Annotated in this window: 14 protein-coding genes, 1 other RNA gene and 1 other annotated feature; of the genes, 2 read left to right on the forward strand and 13 right to left on the reverse strand. The window is 44.6% G+C overall.

Annotated features, from left to right (window positions below; genetic code table 11):
- Positions 1-46: 46 nt before the first annotated feature.
- The 5 genes from MOF34_RS00005 to MOF34_RS00025 form a co-directional block, all read right to left on the reverse strand.
- Positions 47-811 carry a tRNA threonylcarbamoyladenosine dehydratase gene (locus tag MOF34_RS00005; protein ID WP_003237491.1) on the reverse strand — a complete coding sequence of 255 codons (765 nt, stop codon included), beginning with the start codon at positions 809-811 and terminating at the stop codon, positions 47-49.
- An 83-nt stretch (positions 812-894) separates the two neighbouring features.
- Positions 895-1087, reverse strand: a non-coding RNA gene (ssrS, locus tag MOF34_RS00010) — 6S RNA.
- Positions 1088-1147: 60 nt separating this feature from the next.
- On the reverse strand, positions 1148-2926 hold the full coding sequence (aspS, locus tag MOF34_RS00015) for an aspartate--tRNA ligase (RefSeq protein ID WP_019715218.1): 1779 nt from the start codon (positions 2924-2926) through the stop codon (positions 1148-1150).
- A gap of 13 nt (positions 2927-2939) precedes the next feature.
- A complete protein-coding gene (hisS, locus tag MOF34_RS00020; protein ID WP_003222705.1) occupies positions 2940-4214 on the reverse strand; it encodes a histidine--tRNA ligase in 1275 nt (424 codons plus the stop codon).
- An 84-nt stretch (positions 4215-4298) separates the two neighbouring features.
- Positions 4299-4530, reverse strand: a binding site (T-box leader).
- 59 nt (positions 4531-4589) lie between these two features.
- Positions 4590-4760 (reverse strand): YrzK family protein, encoded by a 171-nt coding sequence (locus MOF34_RS00025; RefSeq protein WP_003222701.1) that lies wholly within the window; start codon positions 4758-4760, stop codon positions 4590-4592.
- A gap of 132 nt (positions 4761-4892) precedes the next feature.
- Between MOF34_RS00025 and MOF34_RS00030 the strand changes: the two genes are divergently transcribed.
- Positions 4893-6446, forward strand: coding sequence for an SH3 domain-containing protein (locus tag MOF34_RS00030; RefSeq protein ID WP_268397789.1), 1554 nt, complete (start codon positions 4893-4895; stop codon positions 6444-6446).
- A gap of 25 nt (positions 6447-6471) precedes the next feature.
- Here the strand turns inward: MOF34_RS00030 and dtd are convergent, their stop codons facing one another.
- The 8 genes from dtd to comN form a co-directional block, all read right to left on the reverse strand.
- Entirely contained in the window at positions 6472-6912 is a 441-nt protein-coding gene (dtd, locus tag MOF34_RS00035) for a D-aminoacyl-tRNA deacylase (RefSeq protein WP_019715220.1), read from the reverse strand.
- A gap of 12 nt (positions 6913-6924) precedes the next feature.
- Positions 6925-9129: a GTP diphosphokinase gene (relA, locus tag MOF34_RS00040; RefSeq protein WP_019715221.1), complete on the reverse strand. Its 2205-nt coding sequence runs from the start codon at positions 9127-9129 to the stop codon at positions 6925-6927.
- Between the two features lie 168 nt (positions 9130-9297).
- Positions 9298-9810, reverse strand: coding sequence for an adenine phosphoribosyltransferase (locus MOF34_RS00045; protein ID WP_019715222.1), 513 nt, complete (start codon positions 9808-9810; stop codon positions 9298-9300).
- A gap of 5 nt (positions 9811-9815) precedes the next feature.
- Positions 9816-12176 (reverse strand): single-stranded-DNA-specific exonuclease RecJ, encoded by a 2361-nt coding sequence (gene recJ, locus MOF34_RS00050; protein ID WP_268397791.1) that lies wholly within the window; start codon positions 12174-12176, stop codon positions 9816-9818.
- Positions 12177-12242: 66 nt separating this feature from the next.
- Positions 12243-12575 (reverse strand): LapA family protein, encoded by a 333-nt coding sequence (locus tag MOF34_RS00055; protein ID WP_019715224.1) that lies wholly within the window; start codon positions 12573-12575, stop codon positions 12243-12245.
- A 79-nt stretch (positions 12576-12654) separates the two neighbouring features.
- Positions 12655-13152 carry a cation:proton antiporter regulatory subunit gene (locus MOF34_RS00060; protein WP_019715225.1) on the reverse strand — a complete coding sequence of 166 codons (498 nt, stop codon included), beginning with the start codon at positions 13150-13152 and terminating at the stop codon, positions 12655-12657.
- A gap of 156 nt (positions 13153-13308) precedes the next feature.
- Complete coding sequence (gene secDF, locus MOF34_RS00065) at positions 13309-15522, reverse strand: protein translocase subunit SecDF (protein ID WP_268397794.1); 2214 nt, start codon at positions 15520-15522, stop codon at positions 13309-13311.
- Between the two features lie 38 nt (positions 15523-15560).
- Positions 15561-15857, reverse strand: a complete 297-nt coding sequence (comN, locus tag MOF34_RS00070; protein WP_268397795.1) for a post-transcriptional regulator ComN — start codon at positions 15855-15857, stop codon at positions 15561-15563.
- 115 nt (positions 15858-15972) lie between these two features.
- On the opposite strand from comN, the gene spoVB reads away from it, so the two are divergent.
- Positions 15973-17529 (forward strand): stage V sporulation protein B, encoded by a 1557-nt coding sequence (gene spoVB / locus MOF34_RS00075; protein ID WP_268397796.1) that lies wholly within the window; start codon positions 15973-15975, stop codon positions 17527-17529.
- The last annotated feature ends 6 nt before the right edge of the window (positions 17530-17535 follow it).

A 17535-nucleotide genomic window follows, 5' to 3' on the forward strand; every position in this document is an offset into this window, starting at 1 on the left:
TCAAAAACGGGGGTCAGTCCCTATAAATCAAGGCTGTTTTTATGCGTTATTTGTCCTTCACGCGTTTGATTTCAATGTCTTTCAAAAGATCCATGACAACATGTCCGCCCATAATCAAGCCTGCCACTGACGGTACAAAAGCATTAGAGGATGGCGGCATTTTTGCTTTTCGGATTTTCGCTTCGTCATTCCCCACTTCTTTTCTGACGTCTTCCCGAATGACAATCGGGCTTTCGTCAGAGAAAATCACTTGAACGCCCTTTTTGATGCCCTCTTTTCGTAATCTCGTACGGACGACCTTCGCAATTGGATCGGTGTGCGTTTTTGAAATATCAGCGATTTGGAAGCGTGTCGGGTCCGTTTTATTTGCGGCACCCATGCTGGAAATGAGCGGAATATCCCGTTTTAAGCATTCTTTCATTAAATGAATTTTGTAATGGATAGTGTCTGACGCATCAATGACATAGTCAAGATTATATTCAAAAAATTGCTCATACGTTTCTTCCGTATAGAACATTTTTAACGCGATCACTTCACACTCAGGGTTAATGTCTGCGATCCGCGCTTTCATTAAATCAACTTTGGGCTGTCCGACTGTTGAAAGAAGCGCATGAAGCTGACGGTTTACATTTGTAATGTCCACATCATCTTTGTCGACAAGCAGAATGCGGCCGACGCCTGACCGCGCGAGAGCCTCCGCTGCGAACGATCCTACTCCGCCGACCCCAAGCACAGCAACCGTGCTGTTTTTCAGCGTTTCAAGGCCTTCTTTTCCGATAGCTAATTCATTGCGTGAAAACTGGTGTAACAAGAACCTCACTCCACATTCGTATTCTGGTTTCATCTATAAAAATGGCTGATCCATGAGCAGCCGTTTTTTCTGCGCACAAAAAATAAAGTCCCAATAGTGCCGTTGCAGCTTTCCTTTGTTTTGAACCCGCTCTCAGCAGGTGGGTGCCCTCTTTTAAATCTTGTAAGTCCTCTTTACCGAATGAAAAGAGGCATGTACGCCATTTAAAAATGCGGGCTCCCAAATCAAAAAAATGTTCGGTCAAAACTAGGTGTACAACTAACACATCAGGACTTTATTTAACTTGTCAAAATCATATCACAGACGATTTTGATTTTCAAGAATCGAACTGCTCATTCAATTTTTAACTTTATTCTTGATTGAAAGATGAAGCTCATCAAGCTGGGCGTCGCTTACTTCCCCTGGCGCTTCTGTCATCAGGCAGCTTGCGCTTGCAGTTTTCGGGAATGCGATCGTATCTCTTAGGTTCGTACGTCCTGCGAGAAGCATGACGAGACGGTCTAAGCCGAGCGCGATTCCGCCGTGCGGAGGAGCGCCGTATTCAAATGCCTCCAGTAAGAATCCGAACTGCTCAGCTGCTTCTTCTTGTGAGAAGCCGAGAAGCGTAAACATTTTTTCCTGGATATCCTTTTCGAAAATACGGATCGAACCGCCGCCAAGCTCATAGCCGTTTAAGACGAGATCATAAGCTTGTGCTTTCATGTCCTCAGGCGCTGTTTCAATCAACTCAAGGTCTTCACGGACAGGCATTGTGAACGGATGATGGGCTGCGTAAAAACGGCCTTCCTCCTGGTCATGCTCTAAGAGCGGCCAGTCGATAACCCATAAGAAATTGAACAGGCTTTCGTCAATCAGCCCTCGTTCTTTCCCAAGCTTTAAGCGCAGGGCGCCGAGTGATGCGGCTACAACTTCGAATTTATCCGCTCCAAACAGCAGCAAATCACCTTCAGCAGCATCAAGTGCTTCAATCAGCTTAGACTGCTTTTCTTCATCAAAGAATTTGGCGATCGGGCCTTTCACTCCGTCTGCCTCAACCTTTACCCAGGCAAGCCCTTTCGCCCCGTAGTTAGCTGCAAAAGCGCCAAGAGCGTCGATGTCTTTTCTGGAGTAATCGCCAGCTCCACCTTTTACATTGATGGCTTTTACCACACCGCCGTTTGCCACAGCTGATGAGAATACTTTAAATTCTGTGTCCTTCACAATGTCGGATACATCTGTCAAAAGCATATCAAAACGCGTATCCGGTTTATCCGAACCATAATTGTTCATCGCCTCGTCATACGTCATACGAGGAAGAGGAAGCTTGAGTTCCACACCTTTTGTTTCACGCATAATCTTTGCCATCATATCCTCAGCCAATGACATAATGTCTTCCTGGCTCATAAAGGACATTTCAATATCGATTTGCGTAAACTCAGGCTGGCGGTCTGCACGCAAGTCTTCATCGCGGAAACAGCGGGCAATCTGATAATACCGTTCAATGCCGGATACCATCAGAAGCTGTTTAAATAGCTGCGGAGACTGAGGCAGCGCATAGAATTCACCTTCGTGCACACGGCTCGGCACTAAGTAGTCACGTGCGCCCTCAGGTGTGCTTTTTGTTAATATCGGTGTTTCAATATCAAGAAACCCGTTATCATCTAAAAAGCTGCGGACAGCTTTCGTCACGTTATGTCGCATCTGCATCGTTTGAAACATAGCCGGTCTGCGCAAATCTAAGTAACGGTGTTTTAAACGGACGTCCTCTGATACGTCTTCAGCTTGATCAGAAATCGCAAACGGAGGTGTCTTTGCAGCACTTAATACGGTCACTTCATCAGCGTGAATTTCAATCGCGCCTGTTTTCAAATTCGTATTGACTGTGCCCTCTTCACGCGCCACCACTTTTCCTTGAATATCAAGCACGTATTCGTTTCTGATGCCTTCCGCAATAGCAAGCGCTTCTTTTGACACATCAGGGTTAAACACGACTTGAACAATTCCTGTACGGTCACGCAAGTCAATAAAAATCAATCCGCCGAGATCCCGTCTTTTTTGGACCCAGCCTTTTAGCGTTACAGATTCACCGATTGCTTTTTCAGTTATATCACCGCAATAATATGTTCTTCCAAACAATACATTCCACTCCTTATCCCTTTTGGTTTGCCTTCATCACATGTATAAATTCATCAAGTGCCACTTCAATCTGTTCGCCCGTCTGTGCATCCTTAACATTGATTTTATTTTGGGCAAGCTCATCTTCACCCAAAATCGCAATAAATCTGGCATTCAGGCGGTCAGCTGTTTTAAACTGGCCTTTCATTTTCTTATTTTCATAATCGATTTCGCTGGAAATGCCTGCTTCTCTCAGTTTGTACACCAATGAAACAGAATAATCCTTGGCCTTTTCGCCGAGTGTGACGATATAGCAGTCGATTCCCTGATCAACAGGCAGCTCTCTTTTTTCAGCATCAATTGCGGCAAGCAGGCGTTCAATGCTCATCGCAAATCCGATGCCCGGCGCTTCAGGTCCGCCGATCTGTTCGACAAGTCCGTCGTAGCGTCCGCCGCCGGCAAGTGTCGTAATCGCGCCAAAGCCCTCCGCATTGCTCATAATTTCAAATGCGGTATGGTTGTAATAATCCAGCCCTCTCACAAGGTTAGGGTCAATTTCATACGAAATGCCAAGATCGTTTAAGTATTGTTTCACTTTCTCAAAATAAGCGGCTGATTCTTCATTTAAATATGTCAGAATCGAAGGTGCCGTTTTCATCAGCTCATGATCACGGTCTTTTTTGCAGTCCAAGATTCTGAGCGGGTTTGTGTGCAACCGTGACTGGCAGTCTGAACAAAACTCTTCAATGCGAGGCTCAAAATGTTTAACGAGCGCTTCTCTGTAGCTTTTGCGGCTTTCTTGGTCGCCTAGGCTGTTTATGACAAGCTTAACGTTTTGCAAGCCTGCTTTTTGATAAATACTCATCGCAAGCGCCATGACTTCGGCATCAATTGCAGGATCTTTCGAGCCTATCGCTTCAATTCCAAACTGATAAAACTGGCGGTAGCGGCCCGTCTGGGGACGTTCATAACGGAACATTGGCCCGACATAATAAAGCTTTGTCGGCTGGACAGGGTTTGCGAATAGCTTGTTTTCATTAAAAGCGCGAACCGCCGCTGCTGTTCCTTCCGGACGAAGCGTCAGGCTTCTGCCTTTTCGGTCCTGAAAGGTATACATTTCTTTTTGCACGATATCCGTCGATTCTCCGACGCCTCTGGCAAACAGTTCTGTATGCTCAAAAATCGGTGTGCGAATTTCTTTATATTGATAAGTGCGGCAAGTGTCTCTCATAATTTGTTCAACAAACTGCCAGCGATCTGATTCTCCAGGCAGAATATCCTGTGTCCCTCTTGGAATGCTATATCCCATATGTAGACCTCCTTATGTATTCCTTATATACAATGATCGTAATGATGAAAATGAAAAAAACTCTCGTCCCTACTATACATGTATAGTAGGGACGAGAGTTATACCCGTGGTGCCACCCTAGTTGGAATATGTTCATATTCCCGCTCGATCCTTTAACGCAGGTTCACGTTCACTGCCTAATGACGGGATTAACGCGTTCAGCAGGAAACCTCCGGAGTGTTGTTTCGAGAAAGACGCAATGGGATCCGCTTTCAGCCTGGGGCGGTTCCTCTCTAGCCATGCAATCTGACCTACTCTTCTCCATTATTGGTTCAAATCTTTCATCATTTGCTATGTACTCAATTTCTATTATAATAATGGGATTGGAGTTCTCTGTCAAGCTTTATTCCGGTTGTTTTTCCTCATCGCTGCTTCTTTGGACATAAGACCAAATTCAGATGCTGTTTCAGTAAGATAACCGGTCGTTTCGGGATCTGCATGATCGCTGTAATGCAGATTTGCTTCACCGTCGTGAAATGCACGTCCCATTTTTGGATGATATTTCATGATTTGCACACCTTTTTGATTGTATTTATGCCTAGTATAAACAAATCATTTTATTTTTATTTAAAAATCAGAAAGGACAATACGATAATAAGCAAGAATGCTTTTTTAATGATCATGAGAAAGGAGGACACAATGAGCAAGAAATACTTTGTTCTTATTGTATCTATTATTTTCGCGGGGGCGCTTTTCCCGCCACTTTCCTCCGTTACAGCCGCTCAAGGAGAAGCGGTCATCGCAACAGATGAAATGAACGTCAGAAGCGGTCCGGGGCTTAGCTACGGGATTACAGCGGAAGCGAAAAAAGGAGAGCGCTATCCGATTTTAAAGGAAGATGGAGACTGGGTGCAGATACAACTTGGTTCCGGAGAAAAAGGATGGGTGGTCTCCTGGCTTATTACAAAGGAAGACCAAGCCAGTACAAGCTCTTCGGAAAGCAGTGATATTGTGACATCAACAGACCCCGATCTGCGGATGAGAACCGGACCGGGCACTTCATACGAAGTCATCGGCAAATTCCCGCAAGGCAGCCAAGCGTCTGTCATTGATAAAGATTCGGGCTGGATTAAGATATCCTATCAAAATACTACCGGATGGGTGTCATCTGAATATATTACATCAGGCCGCAGCAGTTCAGCGTCTTCCAAGAGTGCTCAAACTGAATCTTCCGGTGCTTCAACGGGCACGGTCGGTGTATCTTCACTACATGTTAGGGCCTCCGCCTCACATGACGCAGCGATTATAACGAAGCTTGATCGTGGAACGAAGCTTACAATTCTCAACGAGAAAAACGGCTGGGCTCACATCGAGGTGAACGGGCTGAAAGGCTGGGTTGCAAGTCATTACCTTTTAACTAGTTCTGATCCAGCTGAAAGTTCGGCTAATGCAGGCAGTTCACCCCCCGCTAAAAAAGCCTATATTGTATACGGAGGAACGAATGTAAGAAGTGATGCATCTACATCAGCTTCGATCGTAGAACGTGCTGCCAAAGGCGATTCGTTTACTATTACAGGTTCAAAGGGCAGCTGGTATGAGATTAAGCTTGATAACGGGCAGACTGGTTATGTAGCTAATTGGGTGGTCCAAACGTCTAAAAGCGCGGAAGAAGCAGGTGAACCCCCTGTCTCTGACTCCCCATCCGGAAACGGTTCTCTGAACAATAAAACGATTATTGTTGACCCGGGACACGGAGGAAAAGACAGCGGAACGATCGGCTATTCTGGTAAATTCGAGAAAAACCTGACGATCAAAACGGCAAAACTGCTCGCCAGCAAGCTCAGATTAGCTGGAGCCGATGTCTATGTAACACGCCAGGATGATACCTTTGTCAGCCTACAGTCACGTGTCTCTACGTCTCACTATCGCAACGCTGACGCATTCATCAGCATTCACTATGACAGCTATGCGGATACTTCCACGAGAGGCAGCACTGCTTACTACTACAGTCCTGCCAAAGATGAGGAACTGGCATCAGATGTACACTCTGAAGTGGCGAAGCGTTCTTCCATTCCTGACCGCGGCGTATTATTCGGAGATTATTATGTGCTTCGGGAAAATAGACAGCCCGCTATGCTGTATGAGCTGGGATATGTAAGCCATCCGCAGGAAGAAGCCATTGTACATAGCAATTCATACCAAGAAAAAGTTACAGACGGGATTGAAAGCGGATTAGAGAAATATTTCCAATAAAAAAAGCTGCCTTTTGGCAGCTTTTTTATTTTGAATCCATAATGAGCGTGACGGGTCCAGAGTTTGTAAGCTGAACATCCATCATCGCTCCAAACGTTCCGGTCTCAACTTTGATTCCTTTTTCGCGGAGCAGATCGTTCCATTTTTCATAAAGACCTAAAGCTTTATCAGGCTTGGCAGCGTTCATATAGTTCGGCCGGCGCCCCTTCTTCGTATCTCCATAAAGCGTAAACTGTGAAACAGATAAAATCTCTCCTCCGATATCTAAAAGAGACAGATTCATTTTTCCTTCACTGTCATCAAAAATACGAAGATGAACAACTTTATCGGCTAAATAGGCTGCATCCTCTTCTGTATCATCGTGAGTGATGCCGACCAGCACCATGATGCCTTGTCCAATTTGGCCGACGACCTCATCATCCACTGTAACGCTTGCTTCTGTTACTCGCTGAACAACTAATTTCATTTTCTAACCCCTTTAGTTCATGACGCGGCGTACAGAATAAATATCTCTAATCTGTTTAATACGCTCGACAACTTTGTGCAAGTGATTAATGTTCTGAATAAAAATCGCCATATGAATGGTTGCCACTTTATTGCGATCCGATTTGCCAGAGACAGATGAAATATTTGTTTTCGTTTCATTTACTGCCTGAAGCACCTCGTTCAGCAATCCGCGGCGGTCATATCCAAGAATCTCTATCTCAACATTGTATTCCTTGCGCTTTTGAACCTGTGACTCATGTTCCCACTCTACCGGGATCAGCCGCTCTTGGGCTTCATTCGTTTTGACATTCGGACAGTCTTCACGATGGACCGAAACCCCTCTGCCTTTTGTGATAAATCCGACAATATCGTCACCTGGTACAGGATTGCAGCATTTTGATAAACGGACAAGAAGATTGTCGATACCCTTGACACGAACGCCCGCTTCGCGTTTTCTGCCCTGCGGGTATGGTTTAGATTCCGCATTGACGTCTTGAACGATCTTTTCCTGTTCTTCCTGATCACGCTGCTTTCTCTCTTTTTCTGTCAGGCGGTTTGCCACCTGTAAGGCTGTAATGCCGTTGTAGCCGACCGCTGCGTACATATCCTCTTCATTTGAGAAATTAAACTTGTCAGCAACCTTCTGGATATTTTCCGGCGTTAAGACATCCTTCACTTCAAAATCCAAATTTTTAATTTCTTTTTCAACCAGTTCACGGCCTTTTTCGACATTTTCTTCGCGCCGCTGTTTCTTAAAGAATTGACGGATCTTATGCTTCGCCTGGGATGTTTGGGCAAGCTTCACCCAATCCTGGCTCGGACCGTAGGAATGCTTAGAAGTGAGAATTTCAACGATATCACCTGTCCGAAGCTTATGGTCCAGCGTTACCATTTTTCCGTTTACTTTGGCACCAATTGTTTTATTGCCGATTTCCGAGTGAATCCGGTAAGAAAAATCAATCGGAACAGAACCGGATGGAAGCTCGATTACATCTCCTTTCGGCGTAAAAACATATACCATGTCAGAAAACAAATCGATTTTGAGCGATTCCATAAATTCTTCTGCATCTGTTGATTCATTCTGGAATTCTAAAATTTCACGGAACCAAGAAAGCTTTTTCTCAAAGGTTACGCCTTCATTGGCCGCTTTCCCTTCTTTATAAGCCCAGTGAGCCGCAACTCCGTATTCCGCAATTTCATGCATTTCAAAGGTGCGGATCTGCACTTCCAGCGGATCGCCTTTAGGCCCGATAACCGTTGTATGAAGCGATTGATACATATTCGGCTTCGGCATTGCGATATAATCTTTGAATCTGCCGGGCATCGGCTTCCAGCATGTGTGAATGATGCCGAGCACCGCGTAGCAGTCCTTTATGCTATTCACAAGAATGCGGACAGCCAGCAAATCGTAAATTTCGTTGAATTGTTTATTTTGGAGCACCATTTTTCGATAGATGCTGTAAATATGTTTCGGACGTCCCGAGAAGTCAGCCTTGATGTTCACTTCTTCGACACGTTTCTTCACTTCATTGACAACCTCATCGACATAAAGCTCACGTTCTGCGCGTTTCTTCTTCATGAGGTTGACAATTCTGTAATATTGCTGAGGATTCAAATAACGGAGCGCCGTATCTTCCAATTCCCACTTAATTTTTGAAATCCCGAGACGATGCGCCAATGGTGCAAAAATCTCCAGTGTTTCATTAGAAATTCTCCGCTGTTTTTCCTGAGGCAGATGTTTCAGCGTCCGCATATTGTGGAGACGATCCGCCAGCTTAATCAGTATGACCCGGATATCTTGAGCCATAGCGACAAACATTTTGCGATGATTTTCCGCCTGCTGTTCCTCTTGAGATTTATATTTAATTTTACCGAGCTTCGTTACGCCGTCCACAAGCATTGCCACTTCTTCGGAAAATGCTTCTTTCAGGTCATCGAGCGTCACATCTGTATCTTCCACGACATCGTGCAGAAATCCTCCCGCGATTGTGGAAGGGTCCATTTCAAGATCAACGAGAATTCCCGCAACCTGAATCGGATGAATAATATATGGCTCGCCCGATTTGCGGTATTGCTCGCGATGAGCATCTTCAGCGTAAAGATATGCTTTTTCGACAAATGCGATATGCTCATCAGATAGATAGCTGCGCGCTTTATCTATAACTTGCTCGGCAGTCAATACTTGTTCGTTCGCCATGGAATCACCTTTTTTAGAATGTAAACTGTATTGTAGTTTATTATCAAGAAAAAACCGAAAGATGTAAAGAGCAGAAGTTCAAATAGCCAAATATTATATAAAATAATTGCAAAACAATAGGAAAAAAGCACCCTGACATGGAGTGCTTTTTTCGGTATGCGATTATCTTTAGTATTTCATCAATGTTAATATGTCATAATCTTCAAGTTTCTTTCTGCCGTCAAGGTAAGAAAGCTCGATTAAGAAAGCGATACCAGCAACAACGCCGCCAAGCTCTTCAACAAGTTTGATTGTTGCTTCAATTGTGCCGCCTGTCGCAAGCAAGTCATCTGTGATAAGCACACGCTGACCCGGTTTAATCGCATCTTTGTGGATCGTTAATACGTCTTTTCCGTATTCCAAACCGTAGTCCACTTTGATCACTTCACGAGGCAATTTGCCTTCTTTGCGGACCGGCGCAAAACCTACGCCAAGCGCGTAAGCAACGGGACAGCCGATAATAAAGCCGCGCGCTTCAGGGCCGACGACCAAATCAATTTGCTTTTCTTTCGCATATTCAACAATTTGGTCTGTGGCATAGCGGTATACGTCGCCTTTATCCATCAGTGTCGTAATATCTTTAAATTGCACGCCCTCTTTCGGGTAATCCGGTACAATTGTTACGTATTGTTTTAAATCCATCTGTTTTATGTCCTCCTCGTACTTTCATAAGCCTCTGAATCTTGTTTCATCAGCTTATTCAGCCATTCCTTCAGCTCTTCAGCAGAAGAATAATTCAGCTTTTGATCCAATTCCATCAGCTGCTGTTTTGCCTGATATGTTTGTGAGTCCGTTAAGTCGCGTTTCTTTACTCCACTAACCACAGACAGCACACCATTCTCTATTTTAACAAAACCTAGATCAAAAAACACCTTTGTCATGAAATTGATTGTTTCAACAGACCAGCCTTTATGTCTCGCAAGATCTGAACCATGTTTTTTTACGTCAAAAGCGCCTCTTTTCAGCAAAAACGCATAATACCATTTAAAGTGGTCTCTTGCGGGAAACGTTGATAAAAAGTGGTCCTCTTGATTGAGAAAAATGAAATATATCCGCTCAGGCTGCTTGCCTTCCAGCAAACGTGCGAGCATGTCCAACGAAGGCGGCGGATCCAGCAATACAATATATGCACCATCAAGGTCAAACGCCTTCGCTTGATCCTCAGAGCTGATGACGTGCACTTCACGGCGAAGGTCTTCAGTCTGAAGAAGTGTTGTTGAGTCTTCTTTGAAAGAGACAATGGCCCGTTTAGCAGATGGAAGGACGGAAACTGTGTCTTCCCACATCCGTTTTCCCCTTAAATCAAACAGCTGCCATTCAGAAACAGCGGCATCCTTAATCATTAACTGCGGTTTTTTTCTATTGTTCCATTCGTTGATAGACATCTCACCGACAATTGATATTCTTGAACCCGGGACGATGCCTTCTTCTAGCTCACCTTTATTAAAACCAACGCAATCAAGCTGAGACGACTCGTTTCTGACCGTCATTTTCACATGATTTTTATTAGCGCCGATCTTGCGGACATCTTCCAGCACAGCGTTTTCTACGAGGACGTGCGGTTTCGGGTTCAGCATGCCAAATGGGGACAGCAGGTTCATTTCTGTGATGCTTTCAACCGTAATGTCCCCGACACCGCAGACAAGATCGACTTCCTGTACGGGAATAAAATCCTCTTCCGTAAGCGTGTTGTCTGCTATTTCATTCAGCCTGTGTCGCAAATCCGGCACATCTTCGGCATTCAGCGTCATTCCCGCAGCCATTGGGTGGCCGCCGAAATGTGGAAGAATATCTCTGCATTCTGAAAGGCTCTCGAATAAGTTAAAGCCTCTGATGCTTCGGGCCGAGCCTTTAGCAATCCCTTTTTCTTCATCAATGCCAAGCACAATGGCCGGACGGTAGAAACGGTCCACAAGCTTTGAAGCCACAATCCCCACGACTCCTGGATTCCACCCGGATTTGGCCACAACAATAGCAGTTTGATCGAGACCTTGCTGTTCAACCATTTCAATCGCTTCATCCGTCATTTTACTAACCATTTTTTGGCGCTCTTTGTTCAGCTGGTCAATTTCAGCGGCAAGCTCTTCCGCTTCAAACGAATCCTCTGACATGAGCAAATGAACAGCGGGATCCGCCTGTTCGATTCGTCCGACGGCATTCAGCCTTGGTGCTATTTGGAACCCGACAGTTTCTTCGTTCGCTTCTCCGATGCCTCCGCCTGACAGCTTGACCAGCTCTTTTAAGCCCAGTCGATTCGTCCGACGAAGCCTTTCAAGTCCTAGTGTTGCAATTAATCTGTTTTCGCCATGCAACGGGACAAGATCGGCAATAGTGCCGATTGCCGCCAGGTCAAGCAGTTCATCCGGGAGTTCGCCCAATAAAGCGTGGGCGAGCTTAAACGCGACCCCGACCCCGGCAAGTTCTTTAAACGGGTAGGTGCAGCCTGGCTGCTTCGGGTGGACGATCGCATGGACATCCGGAAGCTCCGGTCCCGGCTCATGGTGATCGGTAATAATGACATCCAGCCCGAGTTCCTTTGCTACCTTCGCTTCATGCACAGCGGCAATTCCTGTATCAACTGTAATAATCAGAGAGTAGCCCCGCTCTTTAATCGAACGAAATGCCTGTTCATTAGGGCCATATCCTTCTTTAAAGCGGTCAGGTATATAAAAATCAACTTGAGCCGACAGCTTTTGCAGTGTGTGAAGCATCACTGACGTACTGGTAACTCCATCGGCGTCATAATCGCCATATATCATAATCTGTTCTTGTTGTGATATCGCCTGTTTTATACGATCTGCCGCTTCTTTCATGCCTTTCATTTCGAAAGGATCATAAAAATCGGCATCCTTTGTATGTAAAAACAGCCTTGCGCTTTCTGCCGTATCAAAGCCTCTTTTTACAAGCAGGGACGCAACAAGAGGTGTTATATGCAATTGTTCTGTGAGTGATTTGACCTTATCCTGATCTGGTCGCTGGATTTCCCATCGCATTTTTGACGCTAACATAAATTCACCCCTCAACCACCCTATTATACTAGAGCAGGCTGAGGGGTTTCAAATATTATTCAAAAACTAGTCTTTTTTCTCAAGTCCGGTTGATGCATCCTTTATGTCGTTCTGTTCAGGATACAGTGTATCTTCTTGTTTATGTATCGTCTCTTGTGTTGTTTTGTTTTCTTTCCGCAACGCTTTTATTTCCCGCTTTAATCTCATCACCTGAAAAATGCCGGCAGAAAATACGATCAGCGCACCCATTAAAACCGAGCCTAAAATGACAAGAATGAGCGGCCACTCCGATCTGCCAAACAGGTAATCAACTTCTACGGATCTAACATTAATGACTGCAAAAATAGCGACAATTAAGGTAAAAATAAGTGCGAAAATGATTGTCCATTGTTTATTCATTCTCTATCCCCCAAAGTTTATTTACCTGAGGTAACTTTCCCTGTCAGAACTGATTTTAAACATGACTTGACGCTCTTGATCAAACCTCTTTCGCAGTTAATTTTTCCCTGATCAGTCTCTTCAATCCGTTTCCATCACCGGACATCACTAGTGTATCACCTTCATCAATGACTGTTTCAGATCCTGGGTTTAGTTGTTTATCCTGATTTTTCTTAATAATCGCGATGACAGTCACATGGTACTCCTGCCTCGCATCCAAATCACCAATTGTATGATGGATAGCAGGCGCACCTGTCTCTGCTTTACACCACTCTATGATTAAATCATCAAGGGCTGCCTCGACCCTTTCTAATACTTTCGGTTTATATGCCATTCCGCCGAGAATTGCAGAAATCTGCCTCGCTTCAGCATCATCAAACTGCACGGAAGCAACACATTCTTCATGATCATTTTCATCAAAATAGTACAGCTCCTTCCGGCCGTCATGATGAATGATAATTGAAATTTTATCGCGATTTCTAGTAATGATCTCAAATTTATGCCCTATGCCCGGCAGCTGCGATTCGCGAATCCTCATACATAAACCCTCCTACATATCTGAAAAACAGCCACAAACACGCTTAACACCATTTATATGTGTAAATGTAAGCGTATGTCATTATAGCAAATGTCTATTTTAAGTTCAATGAAACTTCAAAAAACAGGCTGCCCTGCAAAGGACAGCCTGAATTTTTTATTGCACCGAATCTTTTTTCAGTTCTTTTCCTTTCCATACAAGCCAAATTTGTGCGGCAATGTAGAGAGAGGAATAAACGCCTGTTAACAGTCCGACCAATAAAGCGACTGAGAAGTTTGTAATCGAAGATGCTCCAAAGATGAGCAGTGTCACTACAACAATCACGACAGTTAATACAGTGTTAATTGAACGTGTAAAGGTTTGCTGCAGACTCAGGTTTACAATATGGTTGAGGTCGGCAAATGTTTTCGGCTTACGCTTCTTCATATGCTCGCGAATCCTGTCAAATGTAACGATTGTATCGTTAATCGAATATCCGATAATCGTCAGTATAGCAGCGATGAACGTAACATCTACCTCCAGCCTTGCAATACTGAAAACCGTGACAATAAAGAATGCGTCATAAAGCAGTGAAGCTATCGCGGCTATCGCCATTTTATATTCGAACCGTATCGAAACGTAAATAATGATTCCAATAGAAGCTATAGCAAGTGCGTACAGAGCATTTCTCGCCAGCTCTTTACCGACTGTCGGTGAAACTGTGCTGACATTTGGCTCTGTCCCGTATTTGTCTTTAAAGTGCGTTTTTACTTTGGCAATCGTCTCTTTATCTGGCACTCCAACAAAACGGGCAACACCGATATTTTTCTTTTCGCCTGACAGAACAATGGTGTCAGGGTCCATGCCAAGTGATTCAAAATCTTTCTCCACCTGCTCTGTTGTCAGCTTATGTTCACTTTGGACTTCAATCCGTGCACCGCTCGCAAAGTCAATGCCCAGATTCAACTTAAACACAAGCAGAATAATAATTCCGGCAATTGTGATTGCACTTGAGATGATAAAGAAATATTTGCGTTTTCTCGTAAAATCCCATTTTTGGAACGGCGTATGCGGCTCTGTATTTTCATCTGTATCCTGAATATTCATAATGTGCTTCTTGTTGACGCCGAACCAGCCTTTTTTCCGATCAAGCCAGCTGCTTTCCACAAGGAGACCAAGGAGAAATCTTGATAAGAAAACAGCAGTGATAAAGCTTGTCAAAATTGACAGAATCAACATCGTCGCAAACCCTTTTACAGAGCTTGTCCCAAAGATGAAGAGCACAACGGCCGCAATAATCGTTGTAACATTCGCATCAAGAATCGTCGCGAATGACCGTCTGTTTCCTGAACGGAAGGCAGAGCGGACTGACTTTCCTAGCTTGAGCTCTTCTTTAATCCGCTCATAGGTGATGATATTGGCGTCGACTGCCATCCCGACACCTAAAATGAGCGCGGCAATTCCCGGAAGCGTGAGCACAGCATTCATCCAGTCAAAGACCTGGAGTGTAATATAGATATAAACCGATAGCGTAATGATCGCAATAAATCCCGGCAGGCGGTAATAGAAAAGCATAAATAAGAAAATAATTGCGATACCGACAATCCCGGCAAACACCGTCTCCTGGAGCGCCTGCTGGCCGAATTGTGCACCTACTGATGTTGAATATTTTTCAGTCAGTTTCACAGGAAGCGCGCCGGCGTTTAAAATGCTGGCTAAATCTTTTGCTTCTTGAACAGTAAACTGTCCTTCAATTGTCACGTCTGTTGTGTTCAATTCCTGACTTACATTTGGAGCTGATACATATTTAGGATGTTCTTTTTGAACTTCTTTTTTGAAGGAGTCACCTTTTTCGTAATCCATCCAAATGACAAGCTGGTTATTTGGCGCCATTTTCATGACCTTTTTGGTCACATCGCCGAATTTATCAGCATCCTTCAATTTAATGCTGACAATCGGTTCATTTGTTTTGGCGTCATATGTTTGTTTAGCCCCGTTTTCGACGAGGTCAGAGCCATTCAGCAATTCCTTATCATTTGTATCTCTAAAAGAAAGCTGCGCTTCAGTGGCTAAGATTTCACGCGCTCTGTTTTGGTTTGTCACCCCAGCGAGCTGAACGCGAATCCGGTCATTTCCTTCAATTTGGATGTTCGGTTCGCTGACACCGAGAACATTGGCCCTGCGGTTCAACGCCTCTACCGTGCTGACCAGAACGTCTTTTGTGATTTTGTCACCTTTTTTTACGGGCTGTACATCATACAGCACCTCAAATCCGCCTTGCAAATCCAATCCTAACGTAATATTGTTCGCGGCAGGCTTCGTAAAGTAGCCCAAGCCTGTGCCAATCAATAAAACGATAAGGAAAAACGCAATCAAGCGTCCTTTTTTCATTATGTATATCCTCCCTTAAACCTGTACGAATCAATCTGCTATCTCAGCAGTTCTTCCAATGCTTCCTGGCCTTCTTCACTGCCCAGCCAATTAGACGTTTTAAATGACTCAACAGTTGCATAGTTCATAAATTCGCCAATTTTTACTGATAGAATATCGCTTGTCATTTCATAAATGTGCAGTTCCGTTTTCTTTTTCCACTTTTTACCTGTTAAGTATGACCACAAACTTTCGAGTTCAACATCATCATACCCGAGAATCTGAAACTCTTCCAGTTTGCTGTAAAGAAACGGCCTGACGTGGTCTTTATATAGATCAGCAGGATGCTTCTCCATGAATTCCACGCTCCTTTTTCATTGTTTTTCAAGAAGACTTGTCATGCTTGGACGATATATACGCATATCTTTATTGTATATGATTACAGGTAGTTTGAGAAGGCAGGGGGTAAAAATGGCGAAACAGACGTTTTTAAGGGGCACTCTTATTCTTATCGCAGCAGGAATGGTTACAAGAATGCTCGGGTTTGTCAACCGGGTGGTTATCGCCCGTTTTATCGGTGAAGAAGGAGTCGGGCTTTACATGATGGCGGCGCCTACCTTCTTCTTGGCCACTACATTAACTCAATTCGGTCTGCCGGTCGCGATCAGCAAGCTTGTCGCTGAAGCCAGCGCGCGCGGAGACCATCAAAAAACTAAAAATATTTTAGTCATGTCTCTGACCATCACAGGAGTCCTCAGCCTGATTTTCACACCACTGTTTCTATTTTTCGCCCCGGTTATGGCTGAAACGATGCTGACAGATAAAAGAACACTTTATCCGCTCCTGGCCATTACGCCGGTTGTGCCGATTATCGCCATATCAAGTGTGCTTAGAGGATACTTTCAAGGAAAACAGAATATGAACCCGCTTGCCGTGTCCCAAGTCCTTGAACAAGTCATCCGCATTTCACTCGTCGCTGTCTGTACGACGATTTTTCTCCCTTACGGAATTGAATACGCCGCAGCGGGGGCAATGCTATCCTCAGTCGCAGGGGAGCTGGCGTCACTTCTGTATTTATTTGTTTGTTTTAAATATAAAAAGACAATTAAAATCAGAAAGCACTTTTTCCAGTCGATTAAAAACGGAAAACAAACATTTTCTCAATTAATGAGCGTGTCCCTTCCAACGACCGGGAGCCGCTTTATCGGCAATCTCTCTTGGTTTTTTGAGCCGATTGTCGTCGCTCAAAGCCTTGCCATCGCCGGTGTGGCGACAGTTGCCGCTACCAAGCAATACGGGGAGCTGACCGGCTTTGCCATGACCCTGCTCACTCTGCCCAGCTTTATTACATATTCTTTATCGACCGCGCTTGTTCCTGCGATCAGTGAAGGAATGGAGCAGAAAAAATTGCAGGTGGTGGAATACCGCTTGGAACAGGCCATGCGTCTATGTCTGCTCAGCGGAGGCATTTCAGTTGTCATATTATTTGTATTTGCGGATGAGCTGATGAGGGTGATGTACGGTTCCTCAGGCGCAGCTGTATTTATAAAAGTGATGGCCCCGTTTTTTCTGCTTTATTATTTTCAGGGCCCTCTTCAAGCTGTGCTGCAGGCGCTTAATTTAGCAGGGGCTGCGATGATGAACAGCTTAATCGGAGCGCTTGTCAAAACCGGTCTTATTTTCGTCCTTGCCACCAGGCCGTCTCTCGGTATTATGGGCGCGGCATTAGCCATTGTGACAGGCATGGTTCTCGTCACGCTTTTGCACGCGGCAACCGTAAGCAAGGTACTGCCGATCAGTATCAAAATCAAGGAGTACGCGCTCAGCTTCGCTGTTATTGTAATTTGCGGATTCATCAGCTCCGCCATCAAACAATATGTAAGCTTTGGATCGTCCGAGGCTGTGAATGTCGCCGGATGGATTGCGATAAGTGCTGCCATCTATATCATCCTCCTGCTCACTTTCCGTTTAATTAAAAAAGATGAGCTTCGCCGTATTCCTATTATCGGACGTTTAATCGTCCGATAATAAAGG

Source organism: Bacillus sp. T17B1 (assembly GCF_026796395.1).
Classification (GTDB): Bacteria; Bacillota; Bacilli; order Bacillales; family Bacillaceae; genus Bacillus; species Bacillus spizizenii_A.